Source organism: Komagataeibacter melaceti, from assembly GCF_003403295.1.
Classification (GTDB): domain Bacteria; phylum Pseudomonadota; class Alphaproteobacteria; order Acetobacterales; family Acetobacteraceae; genus Komagataeibacter; species Komagataeibacter melaceti.
This window is the reverse complement of record NZ_QUWV01000088.1, coordinates 1-21,484: the sequence shown is the minus strand read 5'-3', so window position 1 is coordinate 21,484 and position 21,484 is coordinate 1. Positions and strand designations below refer to the sequence as shown.

General features: G+C 65.4%; 21 protein-coding genes, 1 pseudogene and 1 riboswitch. Of the genes and pseudogenes, 9 read left to right on the top strand and 13 right to left on the bottom strand.

The features are described 5' to 3' along the window. The 3 genes and pseudogenes from DY926_RS18005 to DY926_RS10695 all read right to left on the bottom strand — a co-directional run. Positions 1-370 (bottom strand): annotated as a pseudogene (locus tag DY926_RS18005) (SH3 domain-containing protein); the annotation flags it as partial. A 15-nt stretch (positions 371-385) separates the two neighbouring features. Beyond that, positions 386-778, bottom strand: a complete 393-nt coding sequence (locus tag DY926_RS10700; protein ID WP_116703357.1) for a DsrE/DsrF/DrsH-like family protein — start codon at positions 776-778, stop codon at positions 386-388. Beyond that, on the bottom strand, positions 775-1,599 hold the full coding sequence (locus DY926_RS10695; protein ID WP_116703356.1) for a HesA/MoeB/ThiF family protein: 825 nt from the start codon (positions 1,597-1,599) through the stop codon (positions 775-777). The genes DY926_RS10700 and DY926_RS10695 overlap by 4 nt, the downstream gene beginning before the upstream one ends. A 198-nt stretch (positions 1,600-1,797) precedes the next feature. Here DY926_RS10695 and DY926_RS10690 point away from each other — a divergent pair, with 198 nt between their 5' ends. Then, positions 1,798-2,424, top strand: coding sequence for a DUF2939 domain-containing protein (locus DY926_RS10690; protein ID WP_116703355.1), 627 nt, complete (start codon positions 1,798-1,800; stop codon positions 2,422-2,424). Between the two features lie 46 nt (positions 2,425-2,470). On the opposite strand, the gene DY926_RS10685 is transcribed toward DY926_RS10690, so the two are convergent. Further along, positions 2,471-2,698: a DUF3126 family protein gene (locus tag DY926_RS10685; RefSeq protein WP_025813609.1), complete on the bottom strand. Its 228-nt coding sequence runs from the start codon at positions 2,696-2,698 to the stop codon at positions 2,471-2,473. Between the two features lie 269 nt (positions 2,699-2,967). Here DY926_RS10685 and DY926_RS10680 point away from each other — a divergent pair, with 269 nt between their 5' ends. Then, positions 2,968-3,522: a hypothetical protein gene (locus DY926_RS10680; protein ID WP_241503164.1), complete on the top strand. Its 555-nt coding sequence runs from the start codon at positions 2,968-2,970 to the stop codon at positions 3,520-3,522. On the opposite strand, the gene DY926_RS10675 is transcribed toward DY926_RS10680, so the two are convergent. Continuing rightward, on the bottom strand, positions 3,494-5,281 hold the full coding sequence (locus DY926_RS10675; RefSeq protein ID WP_186336145.1) for a hypothetical protein: 1,788 nt from the start codon (positions 5,279-5,281) through the stop codon (positions 3,494-3,496). The genes DY926_RS10680 and DY926_RS10675 overlap by 29 nt on opposite strands. A 341-nt stretch (positions 5,282-5,622) precedes the next feature. Here DY926_RS10675 and DY926_RS10670 point away from each other — a divergent pair, with 341 nt between their 5' ends. From DY926_RS10670 to DY926_RS10640, 7 genes are all read left to right on the top strand, one after another. Continuing rightward, a complete protein-coding gene (locus DY926_RS10670) occupies positions 5,623-6,528 on the top strand; it encodes an MIP/aquaporin family protein (RefSeq protein WP_116703353.1) in 906 nt (301 codons plus the stop codon). An 86-nt stretch (positions 6,529-6,614) separates the two neighbouring features. Then, positions 6,615-6,776, top strand: a riboswitch (FMN riboswitch). 131 nt (positions 6,777-6,907) lie between these two features. Continuing rightward, positions 6,908-7,924: a bifunctional diaminohydroxyphosphoribosylaminopyrimidine deaminase/5-amino-6-(5-phosphoribosylamino)uracil reductase RibD gene (gene ribD / locus DY926_RS10665; RefSeq protein ID WP_116703360.1), complete on the top strand. Its 1,017-nt coding sequence runs from the start codon at positions 6,908-6,910 to the stop codon at positions 7,922-7,924. Positions 7,925-7,926: 2 nt separating this feature from the next. After that, positions 7,927-8,544, top strand: coding sequence for a riboflavin synthase (locus DY926_RS10660; protein ID WP_116703352.1), 618 nt, complete (start codon positions 7,927-7,929; stop codon positions 8,542-8,544). Continuing rightward, complete coding sequence (gene ribB / locus DY926_RS10655; RefSeq protein WP_116703351.1) at positions 8,544-9,794, top strand: 3,4-dihydroxy-2-butanone-4-phosphate synthase; 1,251 nt, start codon at positions 8,544-8,546, stop codon at positions 9,792-9,794. The genes DY926_RS10660 and ribB overlap by 1 nt, the downstream gene beginning before the upstream one ends. Positions 9,795-9,824: 30 nt before the next feature. Continuing rightward, positions 9,825-10,310 (top strand): 6,7-dimethyl-8-ribityllumazine synthase, encoded by a 486-nt coding sequence (ribH, locus tag DY926_RS10650; RefSeq protein ID WP_116703350.1) that lies wholly within the window; start codon positions 9,825-9,827, stop codon positions 10,308-10,310. 76 nt (positions 10,311-10,386) lie between these two features. Next, entirely contained in the window at positions 10,387-11,397 is a 1,011-nt protein-coding gene (locus DY926_RS10645; RefSeq protein WP_116703349.1) for a lysylphosphatidylglycerol synthase domain-containing protein, read from the top strand. A 142-nt stretch (positions 11,398-11,539) separates the two neighbouring features. Beyond that, complete coding sequence (locus tag DY926_RS10640) at positions 11,540-14,134, top strand: MMPL family transporter (protein ID WP_116703348.1); 2,595 nt, start codon at positions 11,540-11,542, stop codon at positions 14,132-14,134. Positions 14,135-14,226: 92 nt separating this feature from the next. Here DY926_RS10640 and DY926_RS10635 read toward each other — a convergent pair whose 3' ends face one another. The 8 genes from DY926_RS10635 to DY926_RS17545 all read right to left on the bottom strand — a co-directional run. Beyond that, positions 14,227-14,463, bottom strand: a complete 237-nt coding sequence (locus DY926_RS10635) for a DUF3297 family protein (protein WP_025814346.1) — start codon at positions 14,461-14,463, stop codon at positions 14,227-14,229. A gap of 57 nt (positions 14,464-14,520) precedes the next feature. Beyond that, entirely contained in the window at positions 14,521-15,147 is a 627-nt protein-coding gene (locus tag DY926_RS10630; RefSeq protein WP_116703347.1) for an IMPACT family protein, read from the bottom strand. Continuing rightward, the gene (gene radA, locus DY926_RS10625; protein WP_116703346.1) at positions 15,144-16,550 is read right to left on the bottom strand and encodes a DNA repair protein RadA; all 1,407 of its coding nucleotides are present in this window, start codon (positions 16,548-16,550) and stop codon (positions 15,144-15,146) included. The genes DY926_RS10630 and radA overlap by 4 nt, the downstream gene beginning before the upstream one ends. Before the next feature lie 56 nt (positions 16,551-16,606). Continuing rightward, a complete protein-coding gene (locus tag DY926_RS10620) occupies positions 16,607-17,401 on the bottom strand; it encodes an ABC transporter ATP-binding protein (protein ID WP_116703345.1) in 795 nt (264 codons plus the stop codon). Continuing rightward, entirely contained in the window at positions 17,398-18,183 is a 786-nt protein-coding gene (locus tag DY926_RS10615; RefSeq protein WP_116703359.1) for an MlaE family ABC transporter permease, read from the bottom strand. The genes DY926_RS10620 and DY926_RS10615 overlap by 4 nt, the downstream gene beginning before the upstream one ends. Positions 18,184-18,354: 171 nt before the next feature. Next, a complete protein-coding gene (locus DY926_RS10610) occupies positions 18,355-20,460 on the bottom strand; it encodes a TonB-dependent receptor (RefSeq protein ID WP_241503165.1) in 2,106 nt (701 codons plus the stop codon). 118 nt (positions 20,461-20,578) lie between these two features. Beyond that, positions 20,579-21,037: a DUF2946 domain-containing protein gene (locus DY926_RS10605; RefSeq protein ID WP_186336144.1), complete on the bottom strand. Its 459-nt coding sequence runs from the start codon at positions 21,035-21,037 to the stop codon at positions 20,579-20,581. Positions 21,038-21,112: 75 nt separating this feature from the next. After that, positions 21,113-21,484: hypothetical protein (locus DY926_RS17545; protein WP_186336143.1), on the bottom strand; the 372-nt coding region annotated here is incomplete at its 5' end.

Genomic DNA, 21,484 nt, shown 5'->3' with positions numbered 1-21,484 from the left:
GGGCGGCGGTGTGGGCCGGTGTGGTGGGGGACTCGGCCCCCGTGGCGGCAACCGCACCCGCACCGACGGCGGCCCCGGCGGCTCCGGTGGCGATGGCGGCGGCATGGTGGTGCCGGGCAGCGTGGGCCTTGGCCTTTTCCTTTTTCCTGCCTGTATGCACATGGGCGTGGCCAAGGCTGCTGGTCGCGCTGGCCGGGGCATGGGCAGCGTGATGATGCGCCGTTGCTGCCTGTGTCGCCGCGTGGGCCATGTGGCCCCAGCCGGTGGCCAGCACCGCAGCACAGCCCGCCAGATACCCCAACCGCACCATGGCGCGAAACGGCGCATGGGCCGGTCGCGCAAGGAATTCATGCCGCACGCACTGCGCCATCGTGTTCTTCAATCCTTACAGGGTTATGATCTGCCGCCCCCGGGCGGCCTCAAGGAAAGTAGGGATACCGGCTATCTCCACACCATCAAGCAGAAGTTGCGGGGCAAGGTCACATAGTTTCAGCGCAGCGTCGCATGCCATGAGGGTTATGCCCAGTTCACGCACGGCGTCGCGCAGCGCATCCATGCTCGCGACACCGCGCGCGCGCACCGCACTGTCATCGCACGCATCATGCAGGCCGCGCCAGTCACGCGCCAGCGCATGTACGCCACGCCCGGCGGCGAACATCAGCACCGGGCGGTCAATGGCCAGCGCGCCCGCCGCCAGCATGAAGGCATAATGCGCCCGGGCATAGCTCCCGTCATGGAGCAGGATGGCCAGCGCCCCCGTTTCGTCGCCGGTCGTCATGACGCGCCCTGCGCCGCCAGTTCGCAGGTGGCCGGGGCCGCATGGCGGTGGGATGACAGGTCATGGATGGACGGGTGCGCGCCACATAGCGCGCAGTCGGGATCGGCGGGCAGGGCGATGGTGTGAAAGCGCATGGCCAGTGCGTCCCATACCAGCAGGCGGCCCGCAAGGCTTTCACCTATGCCGAGGATTTCCTTCAGCGCCTCGGTTGCCTGCAGGGTGCCCATTACGCCGGTTACGGCGCCGAACACGCCCGCTTCCGCGCATGATGGCACGGTGCCTGCCGGGGGGGCTTCGGGGTACAGGCAGCGGTAGCACGGCCCGCCGGGGCGGAAGGTGGAAAGCTGCCCCTCGAAGCGCAGCACGGCGGCGGAGACAAGGGTGCGCTTTTCCAGCGCGCAGGCATCGGCCACCAGATAGCGGGTGGCGAAATTGTCGCAGCCATCACAGACCAGGTCGTAGCCACGCACCAGTTCACGCGCGTTGTCCGCCGTCAGCCGGACGTTATGACAATCGACCCGTGTTCCCGGATTGATCGCATGCAGCGCCTGCGCGGCCGACTCGACTTTTGGCTGACCGATCCGGTCGGTCACATGCGCGATCTGGCGTTGCAGGTTGGACAGTTCCACCACGTCATCATCCACCAGGCCGATCCGGCCCACGCCCGCTGCGGCGAGGTACAGCGCCACGGGCGAGCCCAGACCGCCTGCGCCAACTATCAGAATACGCGCTTTTTTCAGGGCATCCTGACCTGTTCCGCCCACTTCGGGCAGGAGGATGTGGCGTGCGTAGCGCTGGATCTCTTCCTCGGTAAAATTCATCCCTGTCTCCTGGCGCGGCCCGTGGGGCCTTCATGGCGGATACACCGTGCGCATGGCGGAACGCAGCGGGAAGCGGTGACCTTGAGTTCACGATTACGTGACAATTTCTTCATATAATCATGAAACCAATGCATGCCGGATATGTTTCCCGTATAGTCCATAAGGCACGTGAAACCATCTCGGGGGGAGTATAAATCAATGTCTTATCTTTCCCGTATGGAAATTCCCGGCGGGATCGCCGCCCTGCGCCGCCAGCAGGCGCGCTGGGTCTGTGCGGGCACGCTGGCGGCCGCGACATCGCTGTACGCCGCGTCACCGTTTTTCACGCTGTGGTCGGTCACATCGGCGGTCCGCACCCATGATCTGGGAAGCCTGAATACCTGCCTCAAGTGGGAATCGGTGCGCAGCAGCCTGAAAAACCAGGTGGTGGACAGCCTGATCGGCCCGCCGCACGCAGATGACGAACTGCCCGGATTCGGGGAATCCTTCGCCTCCTCCGCCGTGTCCAATGCGGTTGATGAGGAAGTGCGCCCCGAGCGTCTGGGCACGCTCATTGATCATCTCGTGCCGCAGGAACAGATCCGGGTGACACCGGGCTCACTGCTGGGCCTGCTGGGGCGGGTGCACATGCATTTCACCCATCCGGGCGTGTTCGAGGCCAGCGTCATCATGCCGGGGCACGAAAACGAGACGCCGCTGCGCCTGCAGATGCGGATTCATGCATTCCAGTGGAAGATTGACCGCGTGGACCTGCCGGCACCCCATCCCCAGCCCCTGATCGAGGCCTCGGCGGGGCCGGTTCCGCAGCCGGTAACACAGCCTTAGGCCGCAGGCGGGCGGGAAGGTTTTTCCCGCCACCCCCGCGCAGGGGTTATTTCGGGGCGGGCAGGTCTTCTTCCAGCACCGTCATGTGCACGGCGTAGGACACTTCACCTTCATCCTCATCGCGGTGGACCGTTCCCACCACTTCACCGTTCACGGCCAGTTCGACCGACAGCCCGGCGCGCGGCGGTGCGTTGACTGTAAGCCCCGGTGAACCCAGCAGACGACGCAGGCAGACCTGAAGGCGCGAAATTTCAGAAGAGGACATGGCACTCATGAAACGTATGTTCTCCACAAAGGCAGGACCGCCAGAAAATGGGATCGGGACCGGAGACTGTGGCCCCCCTGGTCAACGCGCGTGGCTGGTCCGGTCAGGATCGCGCGGCTGCCCCGGTAAATACGGGCACCGCCGCAGGCTATAGGGACATGCGCTGCGTGCTGCAACCGGCGTGCCCATGATTTTCCCCACCGCCGCCCTGCCAGCGCCACGATTGCCGTCTTTTCTCGACCATAGCGCAACACCAGTAGGAAGGGAGAACAAAAACCATGCGTATCCGTTTGTTTCCCCGGCTGATGCTGCTTGTGGCCCTGCTTGGCCCCGCCATCGGGCTGACAGCGCTGGCGGCGAGCCTGCCCAAGGATACGGGCGTGACCGAATCCGCATCCACCCTGAGCGCGCGCGCCCTTGCCCGCCAGATTCATGAAGAAGGCGCGCAGGCCACGGTCCGGACGCTGGACGGGCAGAAGGCATGGCCCCGCCTGCGCCGCGCGGTGGCGGCAGGGTGGGATGGCTGGATTGAACTGGTGCCCGACCTGATCACCCATGCCGATGACGATACGGCCAGCCGCCTGCGCACGGCGCTACGCCAGGCCCTGCCCCGCAACCCGCGCGGCGTGCTGGCGGTGATTGACCCGGGCAATGGCGCACTGCTGGGGGCCGGGGCGATCTGCACGCCCCATGGCATGTCCACCCGCTGGCGGCGTGACAGCATCCGTGCCGTCAGCGCCATGCATGACATTCACATCGCCCACCCGGCGGCGGACTGCATGGCGGCACTTTCGGCTGGCGCGCCTATTGAAACGGCAGATAACGGAACGTGACGTAGATGGTGTTGCCCCCCGTGGTGGGGGAGGCGCCATCGCCGCCCTTATAGGCGAATTTGCGCAGGTAGGTGTACTGCACGCCCGTCATGACCGCGCCATAGCCGCCCTGCAGCACATGCCACCAGCCGCCCACCGTCAGGTCGGCCAGGGTATGGGTCTGGGCGTCGCAGCTCCCGCCGGTAATCATCTCGACATTACAGCTGCTCAGGGCCAGATCGTTCACGCCATAGCCGTACTGGTAGCCGTCCGTGCCGGTATAGGTGCGCCGCCCGGCATGCTCTACCCCGCCGTAAAGATAGACCAGCAGGTTGGGGGTCGGGTGACCGATCAGCCCCATGCTGCCGATGATTTCGGGAATGGGGGCAGGCGCGCCATCGGGCCTGAACGTGGCATCGGGCAGCATGCCGGGGCCATAACGGCCAATGCCCTCGCCTGCCAGCACGTTGCCGGTAAACTGCAGGTAGCGGGGAATGACATGCACCGTCACGTCACCACCGACGCCGCCCGCGAAGGAGACCCGTTCACGGATCGGGCCACCCGTGGCGGATTGCGCCATGGCCTTGAACCAGCGTGCAAGGCCATAGACCTCGTAATGGGCGGGCTTGGTATCGAGCGCGCCCTTCAGCACGATGTCAGGGGCGACATCCATACTGTATTTGGCATTGGGGTTGAGCATGCCCGAACCGGCATTGCTGTAGAGGATGCGCGTGCCGGATGAGGCGAGGATATCATCATCGGCACCGCTGAGCATCGGGTGGTCGCTGCTACTGCCCGAAACCGCATAGGCCACCTGCGGCGCTTCAAGCGAAAGCCCCAGCCACCATTTGCGCCCGAAATCCTTGATGAAGCGGATCTGTGGCACACGGGTGAACACGATGCCCGGTATCTGGTTGTTATCGACCACCGGCGGCAACTGTTCATGACGTGACAGCAGGCCCTGCGTGTAGCCCGTGGTCAGGCTCCATGCCTGCCCCGCCAGCACATGGAAGCCCCATTTCGTGTTGCTGTATGTCATGTACGCCTGCCGGATACGCGGCGTGTAGCTGTTGGTCTGGTAGCTGTTGGCTGTGCCCGCCGCCCCGCCGAAATCGGTCTCGATATAGCCGGACAGGGTCTCGTCCTTGGTGGGGGAGCCCTGCAGCAGCACGCTCAGGCGCGTAAGCTGGGCGGAGGGACGGTACTCCCCGGTATGGGCGTTGGGGTTGTTGGCGTAGGGGAAGCTGCCCCAGCTCGTGGCCGGGCCGCTGGTCAGGTTCTTGCTGCGATAGATGTTGGAAAAGTCGATGAACCCCCCCAGCCGCACCGACACCCCGCCAATGCGGAACACGGGCGGCAGGCTGTCCACGCCGGTCTGGGTAATGGCGAGCGGGCTGGAGGAATCAAGGTCGAGCTTCGGCTGGGCGGGAATGATGGATTCCGTCATCGAGTTCTCGGCCGCCGCCGCCGCCTGCGCATCATCCGACAGGGCAGGGCCGCCAATGACAAGGCGCGACAGGTCGGGCATGGCCGTGATCTGGCTGGACTGCGTGGGGGCCGACCACCCGCTCGATACACGCCCGCCCGAGCGCAGCGAGCGGCTGGCCGGGCCGGAGGTGTTGCCACGGGCCATGCCGTGGCGGGACTCCAGCATTTCCACCTTGGCTTCCATGCGGCGCATTTCGGCCCGCAGTGCCCGGATTTCCGCCATGTCGTCCGCCCGGGCGTGGTCCACCGTAACCATGCCACCCAGAACGGCCACAAGCCCGCCCAGCAGCATGGCCGATCTGCCGCCGGGGCAGGAAAGGAGGTCTTCTTTCCAACAGCAATTCATCAGTCTGGCGTGTCAGCCCCTGAACCCATGGTTAACGAAGTCCGCCTGCATCTCACGAGTGAACAATCCTGCCCCCGATTGACTGATGGCAGATAAAGCCAGAGCCCTTTTGCCCGCAACAACGCGCGCGGAACAGGGGGACGGCCAGCATCCTATATAGAAAAAACGTAGAACTGCTATGCATTAACTATTCTCATGCACGGCATATATTCGCATGATTTCCTTTATTCCACACCATTTCTTCCCTTAACTCAAGGCCTGTACATGCTGATGACGGAGTAAGACACATGAGCGTAGCCCGTCAGCCCGGTTTCCGCCCCGCCGATGACCGCCCCCTTGCCGGGGCCGCGCATCCCGACCACCCCCTGCACTGGAAACTGTATGGCTGCGAACTGATCGCGACCGCGGTGCTGATGATCTGCGGCATCGTCTCCGTTACCGTGCTGACCACGCCCTATACCCCCGTGGGCCGGGTGCTGGACCACCATCCCCTTGTCCAGACGGCGCTGTGCGGGCTGTTTTTCGGGCTGTCGGGCACCGTGGCCGCGTTCACGCCGTTCGGGCGGGTCAGCGGGGCGCATGTCAGCCCCTCCGTCTCGCTGGCGTTCAGCATGGTGGGGCGGCTGGGTGGCGTGGACCTGTGTGGCTACATGGTCGCGCAGATGGCGGGCGCGTGCCTCGCGACGCTGCTGCTTGCCATTGTGGGCCACCTGCTGCCGGGGTGGGGGCAGATGGTGCAGGATTCCGCCTATGCCGCGACCATCCCCTTTTCAGGGGTGGCGGTCATATGGCCGCTGGTGACGGAGGTGGTGCTGACCGGGCTGCTGGTGATCATGCTGTTCTGCCTGGCCGCGCATCCCGTGCTGAAATGGGTGACGCCGTGGGCGGGCGGGCTGTTCTTTCTTGTCTGCAACCCCATTTCGGCATGGCTGTCGGGCAACAGTTCCAACCTTGCCCGCAGCTTCGGTCCCGCCCTGATGGCGGGGCAGTGGCATGCGTTCTGGATCTATGCGCTGGGGCCGTTCATGGGGGCTGCGCTGGCAACGTGGCTGCTGCGCTCAAGATGGTTTGACCGCATCAAGGTCGAGGAAGCGCGGCTGGTCAATTTCGGCCATCATGGGCGGATTCCCTCCCTGCTGCACCCGGGCCGCCGCAGCCACGCGCCCGTGCATGGCGAGCGGGGCGAAGGGTGATGGGCGGGCGGATACTTGCAATCCGCCGGAATTGTTCCCACTATCACTGCATATAGAACGCGAATCGGGCGTCGTGCCCGTTTCGCTGGCGTTCTCAGGGCGGGGCGAAATTCCCCACCGGCGGTGATTGTTCCCCTTGCGGGGGCATAAGTCCGCGAGCGCCCGGCCGTATTCCATGCGGCCGGGGTCAAGCAGATCCGGTGTGATTCCGGAACCGACGGTTACAGTCCGGATGAGAGAGAACGAAAACCGTGTACCTGCCATTCCCCCCGAGACTGGCGGCACGATGGTTTTACGCGCCCTGAGTCCGTCCAGATGGATGGAGTACTGTTTTTTGGACGCGTTGCCACAGGGTACCACCCCCAGCCCCGTTGCCGATCTGCCGGAACCGGTTGCCCGCGCCTTTCGCGCGGCGGTGGACGAGGCGGCCCGGCATGTCGGCGCGACCGCCCCCAATCCCCCCGTGGGCTGCGCGCTTCTGGACCGTTCCGGCACCATCCTCGCCGTGGGCGGCCATCATCGCGCGGGCACCCCCCATGCTGAAATACAGGCCATAAACCAGTGCCGCGAGCGCGGCCTGCTTGATCGCGCCCATACGGCCGTGGTCACGCTGGAGCCGTGCAACCATACCGGGCGGACCGGGCCGTGCTCACAGGCGCTGCGGGCCACGCCGGTGCGTGAGGTCTGGATCGGGGTGCGTGACCCCAACCCGCATGTCGAGGGGGGCGGGGCTGATTACCTGCGCCAGCAGGGCTGCACCGTGCATGTGCTCCAGCCCACGGGCGCGCAGGCGGCCATGGCGGCGATGTGCCACAGCCTGCTCGCGCCCTTCGCCCATTTCATGCGCACGGGCCAGCCGTGGATTACCGTAAAGCAGGCGCTGGACGCCACGGGTTCCATGGTGCCGCCTGCCGGGCGCACCACTTTTACCTCTGATGCCTCGCTCGACATCGCGCACCGGCTGCGCCGCGCGACCGATGCGGTGATTACCGCGGGCGGCACCATCCGCGCCGACCGGCCCGCCCTCAATGTACGTCGCGTGACGGACCATCCGGGCCGCGCGCCGCGTGTCCTCGCCATCTGCACCCGTAGTGGCGAGGTGGATGACGCCTACCTGCTGGCCGCGCGCAGCCGTGGTTTCGATGTGCGGATCTGCACCGATATCGCCGCCCTGCCCGACATGCTGGGCCAGGCGGGCGTGACCTGGGCGATGGTGGAGGCGGGGCCGGGCCTGCTGGCCGAAATCCGTAAGCGCGACCTGTGGCATGACTGGCTGACCATTACGGCGGGGCACGGTGGCGTGGACCACCTTGATGTGCGCGTGCGCAGCGGGGATGTCAGCCCGCTGCGCCTTTTTCCCGAATTCGCCCCTCAAACCCCTGCCATGAAGGAGTAACGATGTTTTCTGGCATTATTGAACACCAGGGCCGCGTCAGTGCCGCGCGCCATCTGGACCGGGATCTGGAAATAACGGTCGCGACCGGCATTACCGATCTCGAACTGGGGGAAAGCATCGCGGTCAATGGCGTGTGCCTGACCGTTACCTCCTTTGACGCGGCGGGCAAGGCCACCTTCTTCCTCAGTTCGGAGACGCTGTCCTGTACCGCGCTGGGCCGGATCGAGGCCGGTCACGTCGTGAACCTTGAGCGCGCGGTCACCCCGGCCACGCGCCTGTCAGGCCATATCGTGCAGGGGCATGTGGATGGCACGGCGCGGCTGCTGGCCGTGGAAAAGACGGGCGAGGGACGCCACATCACCTTTGCCGTGCCCGCGCGCCTGCGGCGCTACCTGGTGGAGAAGGGGTCGATCACGCTGGACGGCATCAGCCTGACGCTGAATGAAGTCGGCGCGCCCGGAGCCGATGGCTGTGCGGCGGACATGTTCCGCATTGCCCTCATGATCATCCCCCATACATGGGACCATACCAGCCTTGGCACCCTGAAGCCGGGTGACGCGGTGAATGTCGAGGTCGATGTCATCGCCAAATATGTGGAGAGCGTATGTCATTACCGTTGATGCCCCCGGCGGTGGCGCAGGCCGTCGCCACCATCCGCCGGGGCGGAATGATCATCCTTGTGGATGATGAGGACCGCGAGAACGAAGGTGATCTGGTCATGGCCGCCGAGTTCATGACCCCAGAGGCCATGAACTTCATGGTCACGCATGCCCGTGGGCTGGTGTGCATGCCCATGTCGCCCGAACGGATCGCCCAGCTTGACCTGCCCATGATGACACAGGTGAACACCTGCCCGCGCGGCACGGCGTTCACCGTCTCGATCGAGGCGCGTGAAGGGGTCACCACCGGCATCTCGGCTGCTGACCGCGCACGCACGGTGCTTGTGGCGGCGGCCTCTGATGCCTCGTCGGCGGATCTTGTCTCGCCGGGCCATATCTTCCCGCTGCGCGCGGTGCCCGGCGGCACGGTCGCGCGCCCCGGCCATACGGAGGCCTCGGTCGATCTGGCGCGCATGGCGGGGCTGATCCCCGCCGCCGTGATCTGTGAGATCATGAACGCCGATGGCACCATGTCCCGCATGGATGACCTGCGCCCCTTTGCCGAAAAGCACGGGTTGCAGATCCTTTCCATCGCGGAGCTGGCCCGCTGGCTCACGGACCATCCGCTCGAAGACGGGGCGGATGCGCCTGCGGCGATCGAGCAGGTGGCCCGCGCCCGGCTGCCCGGCCGCTTTGGCGGGCCGGACATGATGATCCATGCCTTCCGCGCGCCGGACGGGACCGAGCATGTCGCCATGGTGAAAGGCGACCCGTCGGCCCCCGGCACGGTGCCGCTGGTACGCCTTCATTCCGAATGTGTGACCGGGGATGCGCTGGGTTCGCTGCGGTGTGACTGTGGCGCGCAGCTACAGGGTGCGCTCCAGCAGATCGGGCAGTCGAAGGCCGGGGTGCTGGTTTACGTGCGCGGGCATGAAGGCCGCGGCATCGGCCTTGCCAACAAGATCCGCGCCTACGCCCTGCAGGACGAGGGGCTGGACACCGTGGACGCCAACCACCGCCTTGGTTTCGAGACCGATGCGCGTGACTGGCATGCAGCGTCCGCCATCCTGCACGCGCTGGGGGTGAACCGGCTCGACCTGCTGACCAACAACCCCGACAAGGTCCGCGCCCTGCAGCAGCATGGCTTTGACGTGCGTGACCGCATCGCCCTGCAGGTTGAGGCCAATCCCTTCAACCGCGCCTATCTGGAAGCCAAGCGGACCCGCATGGGCCATGCCCTGTGCGCGCCGGAAACGGCGGACATCGACTGAAACAGACCATTTGATCGGATAAAGCCGCATATGAGTACCAACATCCCCTCCACCCCCGCGCGCCTTGAGTTCGCCCACCCGCCGCGTATCGCCATCGTGGTCAGCCGTTTCAATGAGAACGTGACCCACGGCCTGCGTGATGGCGCGCTGGCATGGCTGTCGGAACATGCCATTTCCATGCGTGATGAAGATGTCATGTATGCGCCGGGTGCGTATGAGCTGCCCCTGCTGGCGCAGACCCTGGCCCGCACCGGGCGTTATGACGGCGTGGTCTGCCTTGGGTGTGTGATCAAGGGCGACACCGCGCATTTCGAGTTCATAAGCCTTGGCACGGCAGTCGGGCTTCAGCAGGCTGCGCTGAATACGGAGGTGCCGATCGCCTTCGGTGTGCTGACAACCTATACGGACGAGCAGGCCGTGGTCCGCTCGCGTGATGATGTGCATAACAAGGGGCGCGAGGCCGTTGCCGCCTGTGTTGAAAGTCTCGCATTGCTTCAGAAAATCAGAGGCTGCTAGGATGGCGCAGGGCCAGACAAGTGACTGAAATCAGCCTGTTATGGTCCTGTTTGTGCTATATGGACAGGGATGACGGATGCGGCAGTTCACCCTTATCGCCGGGGCATTCGGGATCGGTCTTACCATATGGATGCTCGGGCGTTTCGGCCTGCGCGACATTCTGTGGCTGATCGCGGCTGGCGGGTGGAGCATCCCTGCCGTCATCATTTTCCATGCAAGCCAGGTCTGCGCCTCGGCGCAGGCATGGCGCATACTGGCCCAGACCGGGCGGCACCCGCTGGGTTTCATGGATTTCTTCGCCCTGCGCTGCGCGCGTGAGGGGATCAACAACCTCCTGCCGGTGGCGCAGGTGGGGGGTGAAGTCATCACGACCCGCCTGCTGGCCCGGCGTGACGGGCTGGGCATACGGCGGGCGGCGGCCTCCACCATATGCGACCTGACCATTGAACTGCTCAGCCAGGTCACGTTCACGCTGATCGGGCTGGGTGTGCTGTTCTGCCTTGTCCGCCGTTCGCACGTGACGGATGAACTGATGGAAAGCGCGCTGGCGGCGTTCGGGCTGGGGGCGGTCTTTTTTGGCAGCCAGTACCTGGGCGCCGTTTCGGTGGTGGAAAAGCTGCTGGTGCGCATTGCCGCCCATCTGGGCTGGGACGGGGTGGAGGACATCCGTGGCCTGCACCATGAAATCCTCGGCCTTTACCGCACACATGAGAATTCGCTGCGCGCGGGCGCGCTGCAACTACTGGGCTGGTCGCTGGGCACGTTCGAGGTTTTCCTCATTCTCGACGCCATGGGGCACCCGCTTTCGCTGGCTGACAGTTTTGTGATCGAGAGCGTGGGACAGGCCGCGAAGTCCGCCGGTTTTGCCGTTCCGGGGGCGCTTGGGGTGTCGGAGGGCGGCTACATCATCATCGGGGGACTGTTCGGGCTGTCGCCGCAGGTGGGGATTGCGCTGTCCCTCATCAAGCGCCTGCGTGAGATCGCATGGGGCCTGCCCTCGCTTCTGGCATGGCAGGTGATGGAAATGCGCTGGATACGTCCCGACCCGTCCACCGCCAAGGAAATACACCTGCCCGGCCAGCCATGATCTGGTTGCGCCGTGGGCTTCCCCTCACGACATAAAGAACCACCTTGCATCCATGCCGCATCATGGGCCAAACCGGGCCTCTCCACTGACTGCCGCGCCCCATGCGGCACGACGTAGGTTTCTGAAGGGCTGAATACTCGTCATGCTATCGGTACCGCTTGGGCGCCTTGTCGCTTTCTGTTCCCGTCGTGCCATTGCGGTCGTGCTGGCGTTTGCCGTGCTGATAGCGGGCGCGACCTATGCCAGCTACATGCTGCTGGGCGTGACCACAGATACGGACACGATGTTCTCGTCCTCGCTGGACTGGAAGAAGCGTTCCGACGAGATGGGGCGGCTGTTCCCGCAGAAGCAGGACCTGCTTGTCGCCGTCATTGACGCGCCCTTGCCCGAGGAAGCGCAGCAGACCGCGCTGGGGCTGGCGGCCCGGCTGCGTGACGACCATGCCAATTTCAATTACGTCACCACGCCCCAGACCGATCCCTACCTTGTGCGCAACGGGCTCATGTTCCTTGACCCCAAGGCGCTGGAGCGCGTGCTCAACACCATCATCATCGCCCAGCCTTTCCTGAGTGAACTGGCGGCCGACCCCTCGGGGCGCGGGCTGTTCAGCGCGCTGGACCTGATCGCGCTGGGGCTGAGCCAGGGGCAGGCGGACCTGGGCAATTTCCGCCCCGCGCTCGATGGTTTCGCCACCACGTTGCAACATTCGGTGGAGGGTACGCCCGAACCCCTTTCGTGGGAGCGGCTGCTGGCGGGCGACCTGGCCGATCTGGGGGGCAAGTACCAGTTTGTCGTGACCCAGCCCCGGCTGGATTATGATTCCTTCCAGCCCGGTGGCGCTGCGTCGGATGCGATCCGGGCTGCGGCGCGCGACCTGCCCTTTGTCAAAAGCGGGCGGGCGCATGTCCACATCACCGGCGATGTCCAGATTGCGGATGAGGAATTCGCAACCGTGGCCGAGGGCATGGTGGCGGGCCTGCTCGGTTCGCTGGCGCTGGTCACGCTGTGGCTGATCCTGGCGGTGCATACGTGGCGCGTCATTGTGCCCATCATCATCACGCTGGTCTCGGGGTTGCTGCTGACCACGGGCTTCGCCGCCCTTGCGGTGGGCAAGCTGAACCTGATCTCGGTCGCCTTCGCCATCCTGTTTGTCGGGATCGCGGTGGACTTTGCCATCCAGTTTTCTGTCCGCTTCCGTGCGCAGACCCAGCCCGATGGCTCCGCCCCGGTGCTGCTGGAAGCCCTTGAGCGCACCGGTAACGAGACCGGGCATCAGATTCTCGTTGCCGCCACGGCCACGTCAGCCGGTTTCCTTGCCTTTACCCCCACCGCCTTTGTCGGGGTGGCGCAGCTTGGGCTGATTGCGGGCTTTGGCATGCTGTTCGCCTTTGTCTGCACATTGACGCTGCTGCCCGCCCTGCTGCGGCTGTTCCGCCCCACGGCGGGGCATGGCCGGATGGGCTTTGTCTTCGCCCGTCCCATCGACCGGGGCATCCGCCGCCATCGCAAGCCGATCCTCGCGGTTTTCGTGGTCATTGCGCTGGTGGGGCTGGGGCTGACGCCGCGCCTGACATTCGACGCCGACCCCCTGCATACCAAGAACCCCAAATCCGAGGGGATGGTCACGCTGGGCATGCTCATGTCCGAGCCCCAGTACTCGCCCTATACGGTCGATATACTGCTGCCGGACCTGAAGCAGGCGGGCGCCATGTCTGACAAGCTGTCCGGCCTACCCATGGTGCATGATGCGCTGTGGCTCGGCTCGCTCGTGCCATCGGACCAGAAGGACAAGCTGCCGCTGATTGCCGATGCGGCCAATATCCTGCTGCCGACCCTGCTTGTCGCCAACCCCAAGCCCGCGCCGGACGCTGCTGCCGTGCGGGCCGCCGCCGCGCATACGGCGGCGTCGCTGGGGGGCGTGCTGGACAAGCTGCCCGCCAATGACCCTCTGCGCCGCATCCAGTCGGCGCTGGCGCATCTGTCAAAGGCGGATGACCAGCGTGTGATGGCCACGAACGAGGCGCTGGTGCGCTTCCTGCCGATGCAGCTCGACATGCTGCGCGACATGCTGCGTGCCCGGCCGGTCACGATTGCCGATGTGCCAGCACAGATCGCACATGATTACCTGCTGCCGGACGGGCGCGCGCTGGTCGAGGTCCATCCCAGCCATGAAATGCAGGGCAACCACGCGCTGCACACCTATGTAAACGAGATCCGCAAGGTCGCGCCCATGGCGGCAGGGTCCGCCATTGATATCGTGCAGAGCGCGGCGACCATGGTGCATGCCTTTGTCACGGCGGCGGCGGCGGCCATTGTCATGATCGCCATCATCCTTGCCGTCGCCCTGCGCAGGCTGCTGGATACGGCGCTGGTGCTGGCGCCGCTGCTGCTTTCGGCGCTGATGACGGTGATTCTGGTCATCATGGTGCCTGAGCAGCTCAACTTCGCCAACATCATCGCCCTGCCGCTGCTGCTGGGGGTTGGGGTGTCGTTCAACATCTACTTCGTCATGAACTGGCGCGCGGGCATCAAGCTGCCACTGTCCAGCCCCACGGCGCGCGCGGTGCTGTTCTCGGCACTGACAACGGGCACGGCGTTCGGCTCGCTGGCGGCGTCGCACCATCCGGGCACGGCCAGCATGGGGCGGCTGCTGCTGCTTTCACTGGGCTGCACGCTGGTGGCAACGCTGGTGTTCGTGCCCGCGCTGCTGCCCAAACGCCCGATTGACGAGGCGTGAGGCCGCCGGAAACGGAAGCCGCCTGAAAAAGCTTAATAAAAAAGGCCGCTGTCCTTCCGGACGCGGCCTTTTCCGTTACCGGTGCGTGGGGTTCAGGACTTGAACCAGACTTCCACCGGGCCGGTGACCTTCATGGCCATGGGGTTGCCGAAGCGGTCGGTGCCGCGCCCGACAGCCAGCCGCACCCAGCCTTCGCTTATGCAGTATTCCTCGACATTGGTTTTCTCGATGCCCTTGAAGCGCACGCCAATGCCGCGATCAAGCAGGGCTTCGTCGTAAAAGGGACTGGCGGGATTGACGGACAGACGGTCCGGCGGGGTATCGGTCATATCTGGTCTTTTCCGTATGCTGAACGTGAAACGCTGTCTGACATAGCGGGAATGCCGTTACTCTCCAACACCCTGTGGCGCATCTTCCTCCACCACGCGGATCATGGCCTGCCCGCGGGTTATGTCGGTAATGCGGGCGCGTACCTCCGCCTCCCGCGCGGCGGGGGCGCTGATATGCAGACCAACGCCATCCGCGCCAAAATCTTCCGCCACGATCTGGCAGTCCATCCCTTCCAGCCGGGCGCGCAGCAGCGCGTGGTCGGAAAACCCGCAGCCAAAGGTCAGGTCCACCATCTCCACGATCGGCTGGCGGGGGGCCTGGCGCAGGCATTCCGCCGCCGTGCCGCCATAGGCCCGCACCAGGCCGCCCGCGCCCAGCTTGGTGCCCCCGAACCAGCGGGTAACGACGACCACGGTGCGGTCAAATCCCTGCCCCTCGATCACCTGCAGGATGGGGCGGCCTGCCGTACCACCCGGCTCGCCCGCGTCATCGCTGCGGTAGGTCTGGCCAATCAGGTAGGCCCAGCAGTTATGGGTGGCGTCCGGGTCGCTGACGGATGCAATGAAGTCCATGGCTTCCGCAGGGGTTGAGACCGGGGCGGCCTGCGCAAGGAAGATGCTTTTCTTGACTTCCCGCTCCAGCATGGCGGGTTCGCGCAGCATGAAGCGTTCGGGCGCGCTCACGCGTCCGCCCCCTCCATCGCTCCCGTAAACAGGCTGACCAGATCACCCAGATGGCCGATTTCCTGTATGCCCAGCCCATCCGGGGCGGAGGGCTTGCGGTTGCCGCGCGCGATCCGGCGCGGCAGGAAAGCCTGCTCGAACCCCAGCTTATGGGCTTCCTTCAGCCTTGTATCGGGTTGCGAGACCTGACGTATCTCGCCCGACAGGCCGACTTCGCCAAAATAGACCGAACCCGCACTGGTCGGCTGCCCGGTCGCGGCGGATACAAGGGCGGCGGCCACCGCCATGTCGGCCGCCGGTTCCCCCACGCGCAGGCCGCCTGCGATATTGAGGTGGACATCCATGGTGTTGAGCTTGATGCCGCAGCGCGCTTCCAGCACGGCCAGCAGCATGTTCAGCCGCCCCGTGTCCCACCCCACGACCGCGCGCCGCGCACCGCCATCCCCAGCCTTGGGCGAAAGCAGGGCCTGCACCTCCAGCAGCACGGGGCGCGTGCCCTCCATGCCCGCGAACACGGCGGACCCCGCGATATGCCCGCGCCGCTCCGCCAGGAACAGGGCGGAGGGATTGGGCACTTCCTCCAGCCCCTGATCGGTCATGGCGAAAACGCCGATTTCGTCCGTCGCGCCAAAACGGTTCTTGGCCGCGCGCAGGATGCGGAACTGGTGGCCGCGATCGCCCTCGAAATACAGCACCGCATCCACCATGTGTTCCAGCACGCGCGGCCCCGCCAGCGCCCCTTCCTTCGTGACATGGCCGACAAGGATCAGGCTGAAGCCGCGCTGCTTGGCCAGGCGGATCAACTCGAACGCGCTGGCGCGGACCTGGCTCACGGTGCCGGGCGCGCTTTCCACCGTTTCCATCCACATGGTCTGGATGGAGTCGATCACGACCAGCGCCAGGTCCTTTTCCGCCTCCAGCGTCGCGGCGATGTCGGCTACGTTGATGGCGGCGGCGAGTTCCAGCGTCGGTGCCTCCAGTCCCAGCCTGCGCGCGCGCAGGCGGATCTGGTCCACCGCTTCCTCGCCTGAGATGTACATGACCTTGCGCCCCAGCCGCGCCAGCGCGCACGCCCCCTGCAGCAGCAGCGTCGATTTGCCGATGCCCGGGTCCCCGCCCACCAGCACGACCGAGGCCGGCACCAGCCCGCCCCCCAGCACGCGGTCCAGTTCGCTTATGCGGGTTTCAATGCGTGGCGGCGGCGGGGTATCGCCTGCAAGGCCCACAAGGTTGATGCGCGCGCCCGCGCGCCTGCGCGCGTTGGTGCCACCGGTGGCGGTGGGTTCGACCGTTTCCTCCACGATGCTGTTCCACGCGCCACAGGCGTCGCACCGGCCCGACCACTTGGGAAAGACCGCCCCACAGGACTGACAGACAAAACGGTTAGCGGGCCGACGCGCCATGATGGCTCCTTGCGCAAGAACAGACCGGATATATATGGGGTGACGCGTGGCCGGAATCAGGTGGGCACGTCAACCTTGATCGGCCCTTCCCGGCGGCCATGGGTGAACTGGTCCACCACGGGGTTGCCGCTGTCGAACAGGGTGGACGGCGTGCCCTGCCAGATCAGCCTGCCCTGATAGAGCATGCCGACCCTGTCACCGATCCGCTGGGCGGACGCCATGTCATGCGTGATGGCGATGGCGGTGGAGCCAAGCCTGCGCACGCAATCGGCAATCAGCCCGTCAATCACCGCGCCCATGATCGGGTCGAGGCCCGTGGTCGGTTCATCAAAAAACAGGATTTCCGGCTGGGCCGCGATGGCGCGCGCCAGCCCCACGCGCTTCTGCATGCCGCCCGACAGTTCGGATGGCGAGAGTGCCCCCACCGCCGGGTCCATGCCCACCTGCTCCAGCAGGGTACCCGCGCGCTGCCGGGCCTGCGCGCGGGTAATGCGCGGGCCACGGCCGATGCGGGCGGCGGCCATCAGGCCAAAGGTCACGTTTTCCCATACGCTCAGGCTGTCGAACAGCGCGCCGTTCTGGAACAGCATGCCGATGCGCGCCATGTAGGGTTCGCGCTGGCGGGGCGACAGTGTGGTCACGTCCACGCCATCAATCTCGATGGAACCGGCATCGGGCGTGATCAGCCCCAGTATGCAGCGCAGCAGCACCGACTTGCCCGTGCCCGACCCGCCAATGACCACGAACGACGTGCCGCCCATGACATCAAGGTCCACCCCATCAAGCACAACCTTGGGGCCAAAGGCCTTTTTCAGGCCGCGAATGCGGATCTTGGGTGTTGCTTCGGTCATTGGGAAAAGAACACATCCGTCAGGAGGTAATCGAATGTCAGCAGCAGGATGGAAGCGGCGACGACCGCGGCCGTTGTCGCGGCCCCGACACCTTCGGCCCCGCCCCGGCTGTGGTAGCCATGGTAACAGCCCATGAGCGCGATCAGGAACCCGAAGATCGCGGCCTTGACCAGCCCCACGGTCACATCCATGACCTTGAGGGAGGCAAGGGTGGCCGCGATATAGGCGGAAGCCGAGAAATCCAGCTTCATAACGCACACGGTAAATCCGCCCAGCACCCCCAGTATGTCCGCCACCAGCACCAGGAACGGCAGCGCCAGCGTGCCCGCCACGAGCCGGGGCGTGACCAGGTACTTGATGGGGTTGGTGGACAGCGTGCTCAGCGCGTCGATCTGGTCGGTGACGCGCATGGTCCCGATCTCGGCCGACATCGCGGCCCCCACCCGGCCCGCGACCATGAGCCCGGCCAGCACCGGCCCGAGTTCACGCGTGACCGCGAGGATGACGATACCCGCAATCGCGTTCTGTGCATGGTACTGGGCGAATCCGGTATAGGACTGCAGCGCGATCACGCCACCGGAGAACAGGGCGGTCAGGGCGACCACGGGCAGGGAGAAATAGCCGATCTCCACCAGCGTCCCCCACAGCGTGCGCCAGTAAAAGGGCGGGCGGACCATGTGTGACAGGGCAACGGCGGCAAACAGCGCAACCCGTCCGGCGGTGCGGACAATATCCAGAACGGTCCTGCCCAGTCCGGCAACAAAATCGAGAACGCCGTTCACAATGCCTCCCGCGCATGAGGGTGATGGCCGCACCGGACAGCGGGTTCGGCCAACATAGTCCTGCCGTAGCGTGCGCCGCCGCCCACGTCAAAGCGAAAGCGCATGTGCGCCACGGGCTGGCCCCTTGCACGGAAAGGGAAAATCGCTCCCTCCCGGGCAATGGGGGCCTGTTCAGAAACTGGCGGTCAGGCTCACGTTGAATGACCGCCCCATGCCCGGCAGGGCGCGCAGCACGCCGGTGGCGGCGGAATCCGCCAGTGACCAGCCGCCAAGCGGCAGCTCGTATTTCTGGTTCAGGACATTATCGATGCTGGCGTCCAGCGTCATGTAGCGCCACGTGTACTGCCCCCCCAGCCCCAGCAGGGCATAGCCGGGCGTGCGCGGTTCGCTGCGCACCCAGTCCACCGTGTCCTTGGCCTTGACAAAGGTCATCTCGACCCGGCCGGTCCAGTTCTTCCACCGCTCATGCAGCGCCACGTTACCGTTGGTGGGCATCTGGTGGTACAGCCCCGCGCCATTGGTCAGGTCCTGCCCGCGCACCCAGTTGACGTTGGCCACGATCTCGCCACGCCCGAAACGCGCGGTCTGCCACAGGCGGTAATTGCCCGATGCGTTGATGCCGTAGCTCTGGGCGTTATGGTTGACGAAGCCCAGCGTGTAGAACCCGTTGGCGGCGGGCGCGATGCGCTGCGCGTTCACGTAATGATGGGTATAGGTGTAGTAGGGCTGGACCTTCAGGTCCCAGCGGTCGCCATCGGGGTCGTGCCAGTCGGCGGTGATGGAGGCGGTATTGGCCACTTCCGGCTTGAGGTCGGGGTTGCCGACATAGCCATTGCCGTCACCAAACCAGTTGATCATGCTGCTGACCATGGCGGACTGGCCCCAGGCGTAGCGTTCGTACAGGTTGGGCGAGCGGGTCTTGCGGGCGTATCCACCCTCGATCGACAGGTCACGCCGTGGCTTCCAGCGCACGAGGGCCGTGACATCGAAATTCACGTCCGTCCGCCCCCGGTCCAGCGCATTGAATGCATTGGCGGCCTTGATGTTCGTATTGTTCATCATGGACGGCATGGTCGAATAGGGCGCGACGGGGCCCGTATTCATCATGACCAGATCATTGCGGAACCCCAGCAGCGTCGAGACGCGCGGGGTCCACGCCGCTTCCCACTCCACGAAATGGCCCAGCCGGTCGCGGTGGCCGTCATTGATGCTGTGATAGGTGTCCGGTCCCATCATCATGCTTCCCGCCACGGGGGGCCACCAGTCATTCAGGCCGGAATGGTCGAAGGAACTGCCCAGCCGCAGGGTGTGGCGCTCGGCCAGCGCGATGGTGGCCTTGATGCTGTAGCCTGCCATGCGGGCATTGGTGTTCATGGGCATGTGGGTGGTCTTGCGCCGGTCGGGCAGGAAGTCCATGGCATGGTCCTCGCGCTGCCAGTAGCCGCGTGCCTCAAGCTGGCCCCAGTCGAACGTGCCGACATATTTGCCGTTCACGTATGTGGAACGGTTGTTGGTCATGTCCATGTACTGGTTGGCAAACCCCTCACGCGGGGTGTCCTGCTGGCCGAAGGTCAGGGAGAACAGGTGGTTGTCCTTGTGCACGCCAAAGGTCACGTCGTGGTTGTAGGTCAGGTAACTGGTGGAGCGCACGATCCCGGCGTCACCCCCGCCGTTATAGTCCCCCGCCTGGCTGTAGGCGGCGTTGTAGCGCAGGCTGAACATGTCGTTCGCCACCGTCAGGCTGCCCGAGGCCCCGTAACCGCCGCCGTTGCTGCGATAGGTGCCGGTGACGTGTCCGGTGACCAGTATCTTGCCATGCCTGGCGAATTGCGGGTCGCGGCGTTCAACGTCAATGGTGCCGCCGGTGCTGTCACCACCCATGCTGACGGGGGTGATCCCGGCAATGGCGGTTGCGGTCTCCACGCTGTCCGGGTCGATGAAGGACAGGGCCGGATTCATGTGGTTGGGGCAGCCCGAGGCGATACGCACGCCATCGACCACGGTGGCCACGCGGTCATCCGCCATGCCGTTGAGGGCCGGGAGAGCTGCAAGCCCGCCTGCTGAATAGGCGCTGACGCCGGGCTGGTTGCGGAACAGGCTGACCGCATCAGGGCTGCTCAGGCGCGCGGCCGTGGCTTCCACCTGCGAGGGGGAACTGGCGGAAAGCAGGCGTTCGCCCATCGGGGTATCTTCCGCCGTGTCGTCAATGGACAGGCCGGGCAGGGTTACGGTGGTCTCGGCATGGGCCATGCCATGGCTTACGGCGATGGCCAGCATGCCGCCGCCAGCGGCCCCGACAATCAGCGAGGCCGTGTTTTTTTTCGATGTCACTTTTCATGTCCTGAACAGGAAACACAATGCGCGTGCCAGTGCAGGCACGCGGCGGCGCGTGGGTTCAGGAAACGGAAGGTGGCCCGTGGGAAGGCGGCAGCCCCAGTGGCGCCGGTGGCGGCGCACGGGGCTGGCGTGGTTCATGCCTGTCGCGCGCCCAGATGACGGGCGGGCCAGGGATGAAGGGAAGGGTGGTGAGGACCAGTGCGGGCAGGTGCAGCAGCGGGCAGAGCGGGCACCCCTCGGCATGGTTGTGGCCGCCATGGCCTGCCGGGAGGTCATGCCGATGTTCCGCCATGCCATCCATCATGGTATGATGGTGGGTCGCATGGTGTTCGGGCGCGATCACGCGCGGGGCGATGTCGATGCCCGCCAGCCGCAGGATGGTGGCCCGGGGCAACTCACCGGGCAGGCTGCGGCTTTCGATCAGCAACTGCCCCCACAGCCCCACGCAGGCGCACAGCACCATGATCCAGCGGATCACGGGTCTGTCGTGCAGGCAGGGGTGGCGGGCATGGCCCATGATTGAACTGGTTCCTTCAGGCTGTAAGATGGGAACAGTAACCGGAGTGTGTTCTCGGGTGTGCGTTATTTTTTGTCAAATCCGGATCGAGGCCCCGTAGCCACAATGGGTGAAGCCGAGCAGCAGCACGATGTGACGATGGGCAGGATTCCCGTATTGCGCCCTGTCATGAGCGAAGGCCGGGGCTGGCGTGGCATGGCCGCGGTCTGGGCCGTCATGCTGGCGCTGCTGGTGCATGGCATGGTCGGGGCCTGGCTGCTGCCGGGCCATACGGTGGTGCACGAACCCGGAGCGGAAAAAAACGTCATTCAGGTGTTTTTTGACCGGCCGGAGGTTGCATCCCCCCCCATGGCAGCTACGCCACAGCCACAGCCACAGCCACAGCCACAGCCACAGCCACAGCCACAGCCACAGCCACAGCCACAGCCACAGCCACAGCCACAGCCA